At 63.9% G+C, this 15,558-nt stretch carries 14 protein-coding genes; 6 read left to right on the top strand and 8 right to left on the bottom strand.

All coding sequences use genetic code 11. The features are described from left to right. Positions 1 to 28 precede the first annotated feature (28 nt). On the bottom strand, positions 29 to 1,405 hold the full coding sequence (gene miaB, locus BG57_RS06440) for a tRNA (N6-isopentenyl adenosine(37)-C2)-methylthiotransferase MiaB (protein WP_035961457.1): 1,377 nt from the start codon (positions 1,403 to 1,405) through the stop codon (positions 29 to 31). A gap of 168 nt (positions 1,406 to 1,573) precedes the next feature. Next, positions 1,574 to 3,070: a glycerol kinase GlpK gene (glpK, locus tag BG57_RS06435; protein WP_035961905.1), complete on the bottom strand. Its 1,497-nt coding sequence runs from the start codon at positions 3,068 to 3,070 to the stop codon at positions 1,574 to 1,576. A 227-nt stretch (positions 3,071 to 3,297) separates the two neighbouring features. Between glpK and BG57_RS06430 the strand changes: the two genes are divergently transcribed. Next, positions 3,298 to 3,687, top strand: a complete 390-nt coding sequence (locus BG57_RS06430; RefSeq protein WP_035961452.1) for a hypothetical protein — start codon at positions 3,298 to 3,300, stop codon at positions 3,685 to 3,687. Between the two features lie 55 nt (positions 3,688 to 3,742). Here BG57_RS06430 and BG57_RS06425 read toward each other — a convergent pair whose 3' ends face one another. Then, positions 3,743 to 3,940 carry a hypothetical protein gene (locus BG57_RS06425; RefSeq protein WP_035961904.1) on the bottom strand — a complete coding sequence of 66 codons (198 nt, stop codon included), beginning with the start codon at positions 3,938 to 3,940 and terminating at the stop codon, positions 3,743 to 3,745. A 431-nt stretch (positions 3,941 to 4,371) separates the two neighbouring features. Between BG57_RS06425 and ggt the strand changes: the two genes are divergently transcribed. The 4 genes from ggt (at position 4,372) to BG57_RS06405 (ending at position 9,162) form a co-directional block, all read left to right on the top strand. After that, the gene (gene ggt / locus BG57_RS06420) at positions 4,372 to 6,009 is read left to right on the top strand and encodes a gamma-glutamyltransferase (RefSeq protein ID WP_035961451.1); all 1,638 of its coding nucleotides are present in this window, start codon (positions 4,372 to 4,374) and stop codon (positions 6,007 to 6,009) included. Between the two features lie 128 nt (positions 6,010 to 6,137). Beyond that, positions 6,138 to 7,472: an MFS transporter gene (locus BG57_RS06415; protein ID WP_035961903.1), complete on the top strand. Its 1,335-nt coding sequence runs from the start codon at positions 6,138 to 6,140 to the stop codon at positions 7,470 to 7,472. 355 nt (positions 7,473 to 7,827) lie between these two features. After that, positions 7,828 to 8,652: a ferritin-like domain-containing protein gene (locus BG57_RS06410; protein WP_035961449.1), complete on the top strand. Its 825-nt coding sequence runs from the start codon at positions 7,828 to 7,830 to the stop codon at positions 8,650 to 8,652. Between the two features lie 9 nt (positions 8,653 to 8,661). Continuing rightward, complete coding sequence (locus BG57_RS06405; protein ID WP_035961448.1) at positions 8,662 to 9,162, top strand: PNPOx family protein; 501 nt, start codon at positions 8,662 to 8,664, stop codon at positions 9,160 to 9,162. A gap of 136 nt (positions 9,163 to 9,298) precedes the next feature. On the opposite strand, the gene BG57_RS06400 is transcribed toward BG57_RS06405, so the two are convergent. The 4 genes from BG57_RS06400 to BG57_RS06380 all read right to left on the bottom strand — a co-directional run bounded on the left by BG57_RS06400 (position 9,299) and on the right by BG57_RS06380 (position 13,842). After that, on the bottom strand, positions 9,299 to 10,840 hold the full coding sequence (locus BG57_RS06400) for a DEAD/DEAH box helicase (protein ID WP_035961447.1): 1,542 nt from the start codon (positions 10,838 to 10,840) through the stop codon (positions 9,299 to 9,301). 235 nt (positions 10,841 to 11,075) lie between these two features. Beyond that, complete coding sequence (trhA, locus tag BG57_RS06390; protein WP_035961443.1) at positions 11,076 to 11,696, bottom strand: PAQR family membrane homeostasis protein TrhA; 621 nt, start codon at positions 11,694 to 11,696, stop codon at positions 11,076 to 11,078. Between the two features lie 82 nt (positions 11,697 to 11,778). Next, the gene (locus BG57_RS06385; protein ID WP_035961436.1) at positions 11,779 to 13,077 is read right to left on the bottom strand and encodes a c-type cytochrome; all 1,299 of its coding nucleotides are present in this window, start codon (positions 13,075 to 13,077) and stop codon (positions 11,779 to 11,781) included. 21 nt (positions 13,078 to 13,098) lie between these two features. Beyond that, positions 13,099 to 13,842 (bottom strand): c-type cytochrome, encoded by a 744-nt coding sequence (locus tag BG57_RS06380; protein WP_035961902.1) that lies wholly within the window; start codon positions 13,840 to 13,842, stop codon positions 13,099 to 13,101. Between the two features lie 460 nt (positions 13,843 to 14,302). Here BG57_RS06380 and BG57_RS06375 point away from each other — a divergent pair, with 460 nt between their 5' ends. After that, positions 14,303 to 15,232 (top strand): CopD family protein, encoded by a 930-nt coding sequence (locus tag BG57_RS06375; RefSeq protein ID WP_035961429.1) that lies wholly within the window; start codon positions 14,303 to 14,305, stop codon positions 15,230 to 15,232. Between the two features lie 16 nt (positions 15,233 to 15,248). Here BG57_RS06375 and BG57_RS06370 read toward each other — a convergent pair whose 3' ends face one another. Then, a complete protein-coding gene (locus tag BG57_RS06370; protein WP_035961426.1) occupies positions 15,249 to 15,548 on the bottom strand; it encodes a hypothetical protein in 300 nt (99 codons plus the stop codon). Positions 15,549 to 15,558: the final 10 nt, after the last annotated feature.

Below are 15,558 nucleotides of genomic sequence, written 5' to 3'. Positions count from 1 at the left end.
GGTGGGTGTCCTTTCTGATCACGTTCGATTAATTGGCCAGCTCCGGCGCGGCCGCCTCCGGTGCGAGAACCAGCGCGCCGCGCAGCGAATGCGGATAGGCGTGGTTGATCTCGACATTGATCATCTGGCCGATAAGGCGCGCATGCGACGCGACGGGCGCCGGGAAATTCACGACGCGATTGTTCGCCGTGCGGCCTGCAAGCTCGTTCGGGTCCTTGCGCGACGGGCCTTCGACGAGAATGCGCTGCACCGAGCCGACCATCGCATTGCTGATTCTCACGACGTTTTCCTCGATCGTTGCCTGCAAGTGCTGCAAACGCCTGAGCTTGACTTCGCGAGGCGTGTCGTCGTGCAGGTTCGCAGCCGGCGTGCCTGGACGCGGGCTGTAGATGAAAGAGAAACTCGTGTCGTAGCTCATCTCGTCGACGAGCGCCATCATCTTCGCGAAGTCGTCCTCGGTCTCGCCGGGGAAGCCGACGATGAAATCGGTCGACAACGACAGATCCGGACGGATGGCGCGCAGACGGCGAATCACCGACTTGTATTCGAGCACGGTGTAGCCGCGCTTCATGGCCATCAGGATGCGGTCGGAGCCGTGCTGCACCGGCAAGTGCAGGTGCGAGACGAGCTTCGGAACCTTCGCGTAGGTGTCGATGAGGCGCTGCGTGAATTCCTTCGGATGCGACGTCGTGTAACGGATGCGCTCGATGCCCGGCACGTCCGCGACGTACTCGATGAGCGTCGCGAAGTCCGCGATCTCGTTCGATCCGGCGGTCAGCGCGCCCCGGTAAGCGTTGACGTTCTGGCCGAGCAGCGTCACTTCGCGCACGCCCTGATCGGCCAGGCCGGCGATTTCCGTCAGCACGTCGTCGAGCGGGCGCGAGACTTCTTCGCCGCGCGTGTACGGCACGACGCAATAGCTGCAGTACTTGCTGCAGCCTTCCATGATCGACACGAACGCGCTCGGGCCGTCGACGCGCGCCGGCGGCAGATGGTCGAACTTTTCGATTTCCGGGAACGAGATGTCGACTTGCGCACGGCCGGTGGCGCGGCGCTTGTCGATCATGTCCGGCAGGCGATGCAGCGTTTGCGGGCCGAACACCAGATCCACATACGGCGCGCGCGAGACGATCGACGCGCCTTCCTGACTCGCGACGCACCCGCCCACGCCGATCAGCAGGTTCGGATTCGCTTCCTTCAACTCGCGCACGCGGCCGAGGTCCGAGAAGACCTTCTCCTGCGCCTTCTCGCGCACGGAGCACGTATTGAACAGGATGACGTCAGCGTCTTCGGGGGTGTCGGTCTTGACGAGTCCTTCCGCCGCGCCGAGTACGTCGACCATTTTGTCGGAGTCGTACTCGTTCATCTGGCAGCCGAAGGTCTTTACATAAACTTTCTTGGTCATGAATGGTCGCCGGTCGCAGTGGTTAACCTGGGGGCGTAGTAAGAGAATTGAAGAGGATGTGCGGGTTTTCGCAGAAACTGCACCGCTTTTGCTTGTAATTTAGCCCGATATTATAGCCCTGCTGGCGAATGAGGGCATGGGCCGCGAGCGGCCGGCGAGCAGGCGTGGTCATGCGTCCGCCCATGCTTTTGCTGCGTTCACCGCGCGCCGCCAGCCCGCGAGAGACGCATCGACGTCCGGGGCGGGCATCGAAGGCGAGAAGCGCCTGTCCAGTTGCCACTGCGCCTTCAGCTCGCCGACATCCTTCCAGTACCCGACCGCCAGGCCCGCGAGATAGGCCGCACCGAGCGCCGTCGTCTCGGCGACGCGCGGACGCACGACGTCGACGCCCAGCACGTCAGCCTGGAACTGCATCAGCAGGTCGTTGGCGCAGGCGCCTCCATCGACGCGCAACTGGGCGACCGGCATGCCGGAGTCCGCTTCCATGGCCCGAAGCACGTCGAGCGATTGATAGGCGATCGACTCGAGCGCCGCACGCGCGATATGGCCCGACGTCGTGCCGCGCGTGACGCCGAACAGCGTCCCCCGTGCGCGCGCGTTCCAGTGCGGCGCGCCGAGACCGGCGAACGCGGGCACGAGATAGACGCCGTCGCAATGCGGCACGCCGCGCGCAAGCGTTTCGACCTCGCTCGCATGGCGGATGAGTCCGAGTCCGTCGCGCAGCCATTGCACGACCGCGCCCGCAATGAAAATGCTGCCTTCGAGCGCGTAATCGACGCGGTCGCCGATCTGCCACGCGATCGTCGTGACGAGATTGTTGCGCGACTCGATCGGCTTCTCGCCCGTGTTCATGACAAGGAAACAGCCCGTGCCGTAGGTGTTCTTCACCATGCCGCTTTCGGTGCACATCTGCCCGAACAGCGCCGCGTGCTGGTCCCCGGCGATGGACGCAAGCGGCACTTCGGCGGCGAGCACGCTGCCATGCGTCGTGCCGTAGACCTCCGACGATGCCCGCACTTCCGGCAACATGCTGCGCGGAATGTCGAACGCATCGAGCAAGTCGTCGTCCCAGCGTCTCGCGTGGATATCGAAGAGCATCGTGCGCGATGCGTTGGTGATGTCGGTGATATGCATGCCGCGCCGCGTGAAGTTCCACACGAGCCAGCTATCGACCGTGCCGAACGCGAGCCGCCCCTGCTTCGCCTTGTCGCGTGCGCCGTCGACGTTGTCCAGAATCCAGCGGATCTTGGTCGCCGAGAAGTACGCGTCGATCGGCAGGCCGGTTTTCGCGCGCACCATGGGTTCGAGTCCGCGCGCCTTCAGTTCGTCGCACATGCCCGCCGTGCGGCGGTCCTGCCAGACGATCGCGTTATAGACCGGCCTGCCGGTTTCACGGTCCCACACGATGGTCGTCTCGCGCTGGTTCGTGATGCCCACCGCCGCAATCGACGACGCGTTCAGCCCCGCCCGCGTGACCGCTTCCGCCGCGACGCCCGCCTGCGTCGACCAGATTTCCTGCGGATCGTGCTCGACCCAGCCCGGCTGCGGATAGATCTGCTGGAATTCCTTTTGCGCGATGGACACGATGTTGCCGTTTCTGTCGAACAGCATGGCGCGCGAACTCGTCGTACCCTGATCGAGCGCGAGGACGATTTGATCCTGCATGGTCATCATCTCCGAGGTTGAGCGGATGCCAGCCGTCTGCATTGGCCGTGCGAAGCCCGCATGCGCAATCTATCGGACACGCGGGGCGCGGACAACCTGGCCGAATGGCATAGGCCGAATCGACGGTGCCGCCCGGCACGTGAATTTGCCTATGCCATCCGGCCAGTGGCAGGAACGGAAAGATCGTTCGATACTGGGCGCTCGAATCGAAGCCAGGAGTGAATGCAATGCGAAAGCGGGTGGTGTACGGCGCACTGGCCTTATTCGGCGCGTTGGGGCTGACCGGATGCGTATCGACCCCGAGTCTCGAAGGCTCGTCGCGCGCTCCGTCGTTCGACGCGTTGCAGGGGCTTTGTGAAGCGGCGCCGACGGATTACGGCGCCGACGCTCAGTCCGTTTATTCGGCTTTCTACGACGCTTATGTCGCTCAGCGGCGGGGCGGCTTATCGAAAGAACGGTTCTGTGCTTTTCAGACGGGCATCGCGGAGCGGCATCGCGCGTATGTCGCCAGTCCGGGGCCGGAAGCGCAGAGCGCGTGGGCGACGTTCATTCTGGGCGAGCGTGCGCGGGCGCTGAGTTGGCGCGCGGCGGTGGATCCGACGTTGCGGGCGGGCTAGGGCGTTAGGAGCAGGACGCGGCGCACGAGCCGCGTCCGAAGCATGACGACGAGTGCTACGAGAACCGCTTGAATGCCTTGATGGTTGAATCGCCGGTTGCGGTGAGGCGCCATTGTTGTCGGCCGGACGCAAGGTGTTCCAATTGGACGAGCTGGCGTTCGAGCAGTGCGTCCAGTTCTTCGCGTTCCATATCGACCTGATTAGGCGCTTCCTGAACCAATAGCAGCGTGGCAAATTCGTGCGGACTCAGCATCGTGTTCTCCATGACGACCGACAGCTTGGCCACCGGCCTGAAGGCCGGATCTTTTGCTTGAATCGTGGTACGGGAAACTGCACTTGCCGGGCGGACTCGCTGTGCTCTTGCTGCGGGTGCCAGGAATTGGGATTGTAGGCAAGCGTCTGAGGAGTGCCAAACGTACCGACGAAAATTTTGGCTTTGACATTTGATGCGTGCGCGAGCGGTTCGGCGCGCACGGCGATTCGAAGAATCGACTTTAGCTTTAGTCGCAGCGCACACAAAGTCACGCCAGAAGGGATTCATGCCACTCTTTCATTAATTTATACAATAAATGAATTTGTTTTAAGTTAAGCGGGCAATGCAATATGCTTCCCTTGCGTGATCAACTAATTGCATGCTCTCCGGCTTCATACCCGGCGGGACTGCTGGTAATTCGGACTTCATTCATGACTCGCTTCAACTGGCAAAACCCCTATCCCACGCCGCGCCTGCCGGTGTTTGCCCGCAATATCGTGTCGACGTCGCATCCGCTTGCCGCGCAAGCCGGTCTGCGCATGTTGTGGAAAGGCGGAAATGCCGTTGATGCGGCCATCGCGGCAGCGGCGGCCATTACCGTCGTGGAGCCGGTGTCGTGTGGGCTGGGCGGCGATGCCTTCGCGCTCGTCTGGGACGGCGCCAAGCTGCACGGGTTGAACGCGTCGGGTGTGTCGCCGGCGGCGTGGAACGTCGACTACTTCCGTCGCAAGTACGGCGAGGAAAACGGCCTCGCGCGCCAGCCCAGGCGCGGCTGGGACACCGTGACGGTGCCGGGCGTCATCGCGGGGTGGGAAGCGTTGCACGCAAAGTTTGGATCGCTCCCGTTCGCCGATTTGATGGAACCGGCCATCGAGATCGCGGAGCGCGGTCATGCGGTGGCGAGCATCGTCGCCTACAAGTGGGCGGCGGCGGTGCCGGAGCTGAAGGATTTCCCCGGCTTCGCGGACGTTTTCATGCCGCACGGACGCGCGCCCGAAGTCAGCGAACTCGTGCGTATGCCGGGCCACGCGAAGACACTGCGCGCGCTGGCCGAACACGGACCGCGCGCCTTCTACGAAGGCGAGATCGCCGAGCGCATCGCAGCGTTTGCACGCGAGGGCGGCGCGGCCATGACGCTGGACGACTTGCGCAATTATCGCGCCGACTGGGTCGAGCCGATCAGCAAGGACTATCGCGGCTACACCGTGCACGAGATCCCGCCGAACGGGCAGGGCATTGCCGCACTGATCGCCCTCGGCATTCTCGACAAGTTCGATGTCAGCGCGCTGACCGTCGACCGCATCGAATCGCAGCATCTGCAGATCGAGGCGATGAAGCTCGCGTTTGCAGACGTGTACCGCTATGTCGCCGATCCGCGTTCGATGGACGTGACGCCGGAGCAGATGCTCGACGATGCCTATCTCGCCGAGCGCGCGAAGCTGATCGACCCGGCGAAAGCGACGCAGTTCGACTTCGGCATGCCCAAGGCGGGCGGCACCATCTACATGTCGGTGGCGGACGAGCGCGGCATGATGGTGAGCTTCATCCAGTCGAATTACATGGGTTTTGGCTCGGGCGTGGTCGTGCCGGATACCGGCATCTCGTTGCAGAACCGCGGCTGCGGTTTCTCGATGGACCCGAAGTCGGCCAACGTCGTGGAAGGCGGCAAGCGTCCGTTCCACACCATCATCCCGGCGTTCGTCACCCAGGAAGTCGAAGGCCGCCGGGACGCCGTCATGAGCTTCGGCGTGATGGGCGGCGACATGCAGCCGCAAGGACATCTGCAATCCATCGTCCGCATGATGGACTACGGCCAGCAGCCGCAGGCGGCGTGCGACGCGCCGCGCTGGAAGGTGAACCGCGACTTCACCATCGACATCGAGGCCACGCTCGATCTCGAGACGGCGCGCGCGCTGGAAGGCCTTGGGCACACGATCAAGTCCGTCGACGACCCGTATATGGACTTCGGCTCGGGCCAGTACATCTGGAAACTGGATCGTAACGATCCCGAGCGCGGTTACGTCGCCGCGAGCGACAGCCGGCGCGACGGACTCGCCGCCGGCTTCTAGACGCGCTTCGCGAGCCGCATCGACAGGCGGCTCGCAATCCATTCGAACACCGCTCGCCTTCGCCTGCTTCGATGCAGGCGAACGGCGGCGCACGCCCTTGCCTGACGCAAACGCGACCGAGACACGATATGAAGCAGCCCGGCGACACCCTGAATCAATTCGCATACCAGACCCCGAAAGCCGGCACGCCGCTTTCGAAGGCGACGGTCCGCCGCATCGTCTTTTCGTCGTCGGTCGGCAATGCGCTCGAATGGTTCGACTTCCTCGTTTATGGATACTTCGCCGCGACCATCGCGAAGGCGTTCTTTCCGTCGCACGACGAGTGGCTCTCGACGATGCTCGCCATCGGCACGTTCGGGATCTCTTTCCTCATGCGTCCGCTGGGCGCGATCGTCCTCGGCATCTATGGCGATCGAAAAGGCCGCAAGGCCGCGCTGACGCTCGCCATCCTCATGATGACGATCGGCACGCTGACGATGGCCGTGATGCCTTCGTACCAGCACATCGGGCTCGCCGCGCCGCTGTTGATCCTGCTCGCGCGGCTCATTCAGGGCTTCGCGGTCGGCGGGGAATTCGGCAGCGCCACCGCGTTCATGGTCGAACACAGCGCGACGCGGCGCGGCTATTACGCGAGCTGGCAGTTTGCCAGCCAGGGCCTCGCGGCGATCATGGCCGCGGCGTTCGGTTCTGTTCTGACGGCGTGGCTGCCTCAGCCGCAACTGGAAAGCTGGGGCTGGCGCATTCCGTTCGTGTTCGGTCTGCTGATCGGACCGGTCGGGTATTACATCCGCTCGCATCTCGATGAAACGCCCGAGTTTCTCGCCACGCGTCCCGCGAACAGCGCGGCGGCGCCGGGCGTCTCGTTCTCGAATCAATGGGTCAATTTGCTGCTTGCCGTCGGCATCGTGGCGCAATCGACCGTCGGCGTGTATGTGCTGCAGCTCTACATGCCGATGTACGCAGTCAAGCAACTGCATCTGCCCGCGACGGCGTCGTTCGCGGTCGTCGTGCTGAACGGCACGCTGCAGTTCATCTTCTCGCCACTCATGGGTGCGCTGTCCGACAGGATCGGGCGCATTCGCATCATGCTCGGCACGTCGATCGTGATGGGGCTCGCCATCTATCCGATGTTCGCGTGGCTTCAGGCGTCGCCGACCGTGATGTCGCTGGTTGTGCTGCAGGCGGCGGCGGGCATCCTGAAAGCGGCTTATTCCGGACCGATGCCCGCGCTGATGTCCGAAATCTTCCCGACGCGCGTGCGCTCCACGGGGTTGTCGATCGGCTATGCGCTTGGCGTAACGCTGTTCGGAGGCTTCGCGCCGACCATCGTCGAAGGCTTCATCCACGTGACCGGCGACAAACTCGCGCCGAGCTACTACGTGCTTCTTGCGGCGGCGTTGTCCGGCGTATCGCTCGCGATTGTGGCGTGGCGCATGCGCGGCGGCGCGAGGCGGGCCGCCTGACGTTCTTCATCGGCAATGATGTTCAGCGACACAAGGCGGCTCCGGCCGCCTTTTCTTTTGCGCGACAGATCTCAACGGCACGGTTCATGCTCTTCCTGCCCCGGCCTCGCTCGTTGTCAAAAGCACGTCAAGACTGGTAGAAATTTGACGCACGGCAAGACGCGAGCGGAACCGCGCCCCGCGCGGCGGGTCTGTCCCCCATGTCTGCAAAGTCATTGCAGGACGGCTAAGATGCAAAAGCACAGCCGCTAACTTTTGATAGAGGACGCTCGGACTGAACGTTCGCGGCGTCGCCTGAACCTTGGCCGTCGTTGATCGGCCGGTGGCGCGTTCAGTTCAGCCAGGAGCGCGATACATGCACACAGACAGCACCCACGTCATGCCGTGGCGAATCGAGGACATCGATCTCAGCCGGATCGACCGTCAGAAAGCGGCATCGAACGAACATCTTCTCCTGTTGCTCTGCGCCTGCTCGTTCATCGAGAGCGGGACGGATCTCTACACGAGCAATCTGAGCACCTATTTCAAGGACGATCCCGAAGTCTCGGCCTGGCTGAACAGGGAATGGGAGCCGGAGGAAATGCAGCACGGCCGGGCCCTCAAGACGTACATCAATCACGTCTGGCCGGAGTTCGACTGGGACACGGCGTTCAAGAACTTCTTCGCCGAATATTCGCTGACCTGCTCGTACGAACAGTTCGAGAAGAAGCGTGCGCTGGAAATGGTGGCGCGCTGCGTCATCGAAACCGGCACGGCCACGCTTTATCGGGCAATCAACGAATGTTCCGACGAGCCGGTGCTGAAGGAAATCACCGATCACATCCGCACGGACGAGGTGCGGCACTACAAGCATTTTTTCCGCTTCTTCAAGAAGTGGAACAAGATCGAAGGCAATGGCCGCGTGGCCGTACTCGGCGCGCTCATTCGCCGCGTGATGGAACTAAAGAGCGAAGATTCGGAGATCGCCCTGCGGCACGTTTTCGCTGTCCGATACCCCGAGCGCGTCAAGGATTCGAGCTATAACCGTGAACTGTTCGCGAGCGTCAATGCACTCGTGCGGCGCAATCTGTCGGCGGATCAGTGCATCAAGATGCTGCTGAAGCCGCTGGATCTGCCGGCGCGCATTCAGCCGGGCGTGCATTATCCGCTCGCCAAGATCACGCAGTTCTTCTTTCGCTGAGCCGAAGCAATGTCGGACGAGGCGTCACGCTCTGCGCAAACTGCCTTCGATGAGTGGCCGCCCGAGTTGCGCGCGCTGTTCGACGGCACGCTCACGAGCGCGCCGCACGGCTTCACGGTGTCGCTTTGCGCCGTCGATGGCGCCGGCCGCATTCGCACCGCGTTGCTGAGCGCAGGCGAGTTGCTTGCGCCGGACGCGCGGACGCTGTGCTTTGCGCTGTGGCCGTCGTCGCGTACCGCGCAGGCAATTGCTTCGAGCGCACGCGCGACGTTGACTTTCGTTTTCGATCAAGCCTTCTATCAAGTGCAACTGGACGCACGGCGCGTCGCGCTGGACGGCGTGCCGCTTGCCTGTTTTGTCGGCTCGATTGAAAGCGGAGAGATTCAGCGCGTGAATTACGCGCGGCTGACGGGCGGCATCACGTTCGAGCTGGATGATGCCGACAGTGTGCACGCCCGTTGGCGGGAGCAGATCGAGTGGTTGACGCGGGCGGCGAGCGCCGCCGCGTGAATTGGCGTAACGGCCGGACGTCCGGCGGTTAGTGCCGGTTGCTGCGCCGTGTACGTAGCCGCGCATCTGCAACCTCGCACGACCACGCAAAAGCAAAACGAGCCGCCACTCGGCGGCTCGCCCGAACTTCGACGGTTTAGCGCCCGCGATCGCCCGAACGCATGCCATCGCGCCGGCCGCCGCCGTTGTCCTTACGCGGCTTGCCGCCGAGCAGCGCGCCTGGGTTACCGGCCTTCGCGCGGGGATTCGGCGCATGGCCCACAGTCGCGGCTTCAGCGCGACGCGGCGCGGGCTTTGCATTGCCGCCGCCGTTGCCCGGCTTTCCCGCCGTTGCCGGCTTGTTGGCGCTGCGTGCATCGCGCGGCGCGCGGTTCTCGCGCTGTCCCTGACCGCCCGCACCGCCGCCATTTGCCGGCTTTGCGTCACGGCCCTGTCCCTGCGATGCCCCGTTACCGCGGCCGCCATCGCGCCGTTCGCCATCGCGCGGTGCGCCGCGTCCCTGGCTGCGGCGCTGGATCGGCTCGGGCTTCGCGTTCGGATCGGGCTCGAAGCCGGGAATCACTTCCTGCGGAATGGGACGCTTGATGAGGCGTTCAATATCCTTTAGCAGTTGCAGTTCATCGACACAAACGAGCGACACCGCTTCGCCGTCCGCGCCCGCGCGCCCCGTGCGGCCGATACGGTGCACGTAGTCTTCCGGCACGTTCGGCAGATCGAAGTTGACGACGTGCGGCAACTGATCGATGTCGATGCCCCGCGCCGCGATATCCGTCGCGACGAGCACCTGCAGTGTCTCCGCCTTGAACTCGGCGAGCGCACGCGTGCGCGCCGACTGGCTCTTGTTGCCGTGAATGGCGAGCGCGCTGATGCCGTCCTTCGTCAATTGCTCGGCGAGACGATTCGCACCGTGCTTCGTGCGCGTGAAGACGAGCACCTGAAACCAGTCATTCTGGCGGATCAGATGCGTGAGCATTTCGCGCTTGCGCTCACGATCGACCGGATAAATCTTCTGTTCGATGCGCTCGGCCGTCGTATTGCGGCGCGCGACTTCGATCAGCGCGGGCGAATCGAGCAGGCTGTCGGCCAGCGCCTTGATTTCGTCCGAGAAGGTGGCCGAGAACAACAGGTTCTGACGCTTCTGCGGCAGACGCGCGAGCACGCGCTTGATGTCATGGATGAAGCCCATGTCTAGCATGCGGTCGGCTTCGTCCAGCACGAGAATTTCGAGCTGCGAAACGTCGATGGTCTTCTGCTGCATGTGATCGAGCAGACGGCCCGGCGTCGCCACGACGATATCCACGCCACGGCGCAGCGCATCGATCTGCGGATTGATGCCGACGCCGCCGAACATCACGGTCGAGCGCAGCTTCAGGTATTTGCCGTACGCACGCACGCTTTCTTCGACCTGCGCGGCGAGTTCGCGCGTCGGCGTGAGGATCAGCGCGCGCACCGGGCGCTTTGCGCCACCCTGAGCGGGGGCGAGTTGCGAGAGGCGTTGCAGGATCGGCAGCGTAAAGCCCGCCGTCTTGCCGGTGCCGGTTTGCGCGCCCGCAAGCAGATCGCCGCCTTTGAGCACGGCTGGAATGGCCTGAAGCTGAATGGGGGTGGGAGTGGTATAGCCTAATTCGTTGACAGCGCGAAGGAGGGGCTCTGACAGTCCGAGTGAATCAAAAGACATATAGGGTGTTCAAATCGTTATGGCGAACGGCGCACGCGATACATTGCAGCGGCGAACGGAGGTTCGGCCGGCTGAGCGCGTGTGCGACGCTCGGGAAAATCGGGCGGCAGGCCATGATTCGCGGTCATCGACCGCACTGGCAGTGCCGCATGCTTCGACGCGCTATCAAGACACGCCGGCTGGCTGGAAGTTGCATCGCAATCGTTGCGATGCGTGATATACGCCGATTCAGGATTCACGCGACATAGCGCGCGACGCTCACGAACTGGCACAGACTGCCCGCCAGCACGAACAGATGCCAGATACCGTGGCCGTGCCGGATGCGCTCGTCGTTGATGAAAAACCAGATACCGGCGGTATAAATGACGCCGCCCGCCACCAGCCATGCGGTGCCCGCGGCCGGCAGCGTCGTCACGAGCGGATGAACGGCTACGAGCGCGAGCCAGCCCATCAACACGTAGAGCACCATCGAAACGCTGCGGGTTCTTCGCCCGAGCGTGAGTTCCTGCGTGATGCCGAGGACAGCGAGTCCCCAGCTCACACCGAATAGCGACCAGCCCCAGGGGCCACGCAAGGTCACCAGTGTATACGGTGTGTAACTGCCGGCGATCAGCAAATAAATAGCCGAGTGATCGCACTTCTGCAGGATCGCTTTCAGCCGCGGCGAGCGCGTGCAGTGATACCACGTCGAGATCAGGTAGAGCACGCAGAGCATCGCCCCGTACACGGCGAAGCTCACGACCTTGTACGCGTCGCCTTCGAGCGCGCCCATCGTCACGAGGGTCACGAGTCCCGCTATCGACAAGACCGCGCCGATCAGATGGCTGATGCTGTTGAAACGTTCCCCTGCATGCATGACCGATCCACCAAAAAGCAAAGGGCGCAGCCCCGATATAAGGCCGCGCCCTGTACGTATTGTACGCTGTCTTACGAAGATGTCAGTCGAGCGGCGCCGAACGCAGGTTGCTGACCTGTTGCGGCGACACCGGCGTGCCGTGGTTGCCCCACGACATACGGATGTACGTCACGACTGCCGCGACTTCCGTATCCGACAGCGACTGCGCGAACGGCGGCATGCCGTGCGGCATCGGATTGCCTTCCGTGCTCGGCGGATAGCCGCCGTTGAGCGTCATGCGGATCGGGTTGACGGCCGACGGCATCTGGATCGACTGATTGTTCGCGAGCGGCGGGTAAGCCGGCGGCTTGCCGAGACCATTCTCCGCGTGGCACTTCGCGCAGTTCTCGGTGTAGACCTTCTTGCCCATCGTGAGCAGTTCGCCGCCGAACTTCTCGGAGGTTTCCAGCTGCAGCGGTTCCGGCGCTTCCTTCTTCTGCGGGATCGACTTGAGATACGTCGACATCGCGTTGATGTCCGCGTCGGTCATGTACTGCAGGCTGTTGTGAACCACTTCCGCCATCGGGCCGAACACCGCGCCGCGCTGCGACACGCCGGTCTTCAACAGATCGTTGATGTCCTTGATGTCCCAGTCGCCCAGGCCGGCTTCCTTGTTCGACGTCAGCGACGGCGCATACCAGTTCTGCAGCGGGATCAGGCCGCCGGCAAACGCCGCCGAATTGACCGGGCCGCCCATCGCGTTGATCGACGTGTGGCACATGCCGCAGTGACCGAGACCTTCGACCAGATACGCGCCGCGGTTCCATTCGACCGACTTGGTCGGATCCGGCTTGTACTCGCCTTCCGAGAAGAACAGCGTGCGCCAGCCGATCAGCAGGTTGCGGTTGTTGAACGGGAAGCGCAGTTCATGCGGACGGCTCGGCTCGGAAACCGGCGGAACCGAGCGCAGGTAGGCGTAGATCGCGTCGGAGTCGGCGCGCGTGACCTTCGTGTAGCTCGTGAACGGGAAGCCCGGATAGAGCAGGCTGCCGTCCTTCGAACGGCCGGTGTGCATCGCGCGATAGAAGTCGTCGGCGGTCCACTTGCCGATGCCGTACTTGTCGTCCGGCGTGATGTTCGGCGTGAACATCGTGCCGAACGGGGTGGCCATCGGCAGGCCGCCCGCGAACTGCTTGCCGCCGCGAACCGTGTGGCAGGCGATACAGTCGCCGGCGCGGGCCAGATACTCGCCTTGCTTGACGAGCGCGGCCTTGTCGCCTGGCGTCGCCGCGATGGCGCCGCCCGAGTGGAGATTGTCGCCGCCCGACCAGAGGACGGCGCCGGCTGCGACGGCTGCCACCACGACAGCCGAGGAGAGTGCGAACAGGGACTTGCGTTTCATTGTGTTGTCGCTCCAGACGCCTTATTGCGGTTCGCTGCCGCACGTGAGCGGCATCTTCAACGAGCCAGCGGGCGCGGGCACCGGGTTGGCGGGTGCGGTTTGCGTGGAGAGCCAGGCGGCGACGGCGGTCACGTCGTCGTCGGACAGGCGCGTGGCGATTTGCTGCATGCAGTCAGGCGCCTTCGCGTGACGCGTGCCGGACTTCCATGCGCCGACCTGCGCGCTGATGTAGTCCGAGTGCAGGCCGACCAGACCGGGAATGGCGGGCTGCATGCCCGTCAGGCCCTTGCCGTGACACGCCGCGCACGCGGGAATGTTCTTCGATGCATCGCCGTTCAGCACGAGCTGCGAGCCGCGCGCGAGCGTGCTCGCCGACACGTTCGTCTTGGCGGGCGGCGGATACGGCGGACGCTGCTGCGAGAAGTAAGTCGCGATCTGATGAAGGTAGTCGTCCGAGAGATACGTGACGAGGTAGTTCATCGGCGGGTATTTGCGCCGGCCTTCGCGGAAATTCTGGAGCTGGTTGTACAGATAATCGGCGGGCTTGCCGGCAAGACGCGGGAAATAGTCATTGTCCGTGCCTTCGCCGTGAACACCGTGACATGCGGTGCAGCCTTGCACGCGCGCTGCCATCGTGTCGGGGGCGATCGGCTGGCTTTGCGCCTGGGCTTGCGCTTGACCCGCGCTGAGAACGCCAGCGCTGCCGATCACTGCCAGAGCGAGCAGCGGACGAAAAATGCGTCTTGAAAACACGCGACACTCCATGAAATTCGGGGACCTGCCGAGCTTCGTGCGGCTCGGTGCGAAGGTGGCGAACCACGGCCACGCGTACGGTGGCGGAGGGTGGCGGACCACGGCCATAGCGGCTCGACGAGCCTCTGATGCGACGCGGAATTCTATCATCGTTGCCTGATGGTGACTATTTGACACAACTTTTCGGGCGTGCTGCGGCGAAATCGCGACAATATGCCGCGCGACAGACAAGAACTTTGACATTGCGTTGAATCGCTATTTATCGACAAGAGTTGGACGCGTGACCTGCCGCTTGCTCACCGCTCGCTTGTCGAGGAGCTTAGGAAGCCGTGCGGCGACGTTCAAGGCGCATCGGTTTTCAGGGTCCGCTGTGTTGCGCACGCCGGTCGTTTAGACTGCGCGAGCCCTCATCCAAATATTGCTCGATGACTCGCCCGCATCCCCACTCAGCAATTCGCGTTCGCGCCGCTTCATGAGCATCGATTCGCTCTGGCTGCTTCAAGTCTTTTTCGCCGCGCTCGCCGATCTCGCGTTCGCGTCGGCGCTCGGCGCATTGCTGCTTCGCGTTTGGCTCGGCCGCGAACGTGCGTTTGCGTCAATGTCGCCCGCGCGGGGTGGATATCGGCGCGCGTCGCGCACGAGCAGCGTGTCGGCGCTCGTCTTCATCGCGTGCATTTTCGCTTCGCTGTGGCTGCAATCCGCCGCGATGAGCGGCTCGCCGATCCTCGACGCCGGCGCGTCGCTATGGCTCGTCGCGACGGCGACGCATGCGGGCGTCGGCTGGGCGGTGGCGTGCGCCGGCGGCGTGTTGCTTGCGCTCGCCTCCGGGACGAGCGGAGCGTTGGGCGCAGGCCGTGTCGCGGCGGCCGTGCTCGGCGCGATCGTCGCGGCGGCGGGCAAGGCCGCAGTCGGTCATGCCGCCGACGCCGGCGCGTTCTCGATTGCCGAAGGCGTGCAGACGCTGCATCTGCTTGCAACGGGCGTGTGGGGCGGCGTGGTGATCGCGGGGGCGGCGGCGGTGTTGCCGGCGCTCGATACGTCCGTGGCGCGGGCTTCGCTGGTGCGCATCGTGTCGCGCATGTCGCACGCGGCGGCGATCGCGGTGGCGCTCGCCATCGCGACGGGCGTGTTCAATGCATGGCGCGGGACGGGCGGATCGGCCGACGTGCTGACGGGCAGCGGCTGGGGCAGGGCGTTGCTGTTGAAAAGCGCGCTGATCGCATGCGCGCTGATGTTGGGCGCGCTCAGTCGATGGTCCGCGTTACCGCGCTTGCAACGCACGGCATCGACGACGGACGCGCATACGGTCATCAACGTGATGCGCGTCGAAGCCGTGCTGATGGTGATGGTGTTCGTGACGGCGTCGGTGCTGTCACATAGCGTGCCGGGCTTCGCGTCGTGACATCAGGCGCGGCGTGTCATTCATAGCCGAGCCGATGACTCACGATCGGCGCGCAGAACAGCGCCAGCGCGCAGCCAGCCACTTTGCCCTGCAGCTCGACGAAGGCCCGCCCGGAACTCGCGGCCAACAGCACATCGAGCAATTGCGGCAGGCAGAATACGACCGACAGCACTATGAACGCGCGCGTCACCGCCGATATCCGCCATCCATGCTGCGCCCCGAGCACCGCCGCGACGACCCGCGCGACGCCGAACATGACGAGCGCGCCGACAGCAAGCTGCGCGCGCACGTATTCGTCGGGAAGGGAGTGCCACATGATCGTTCTC

The sequence above is a fragment of the Caballeronia grimmiae genome (genome assembly GCF_000698555.1).
Classification (GTDB): domain Bacteria; phylum Pseudomonadota; class Gammaproteobacteria; order Burkholderiales; family Burkholderiaceae; genus Caballeronia; species Caballeronia grimmiae.
Note: the sequence above shows the minus strand (reverse complement) of the source record. Positions and strands in the feature narration are given on the sequence as shown.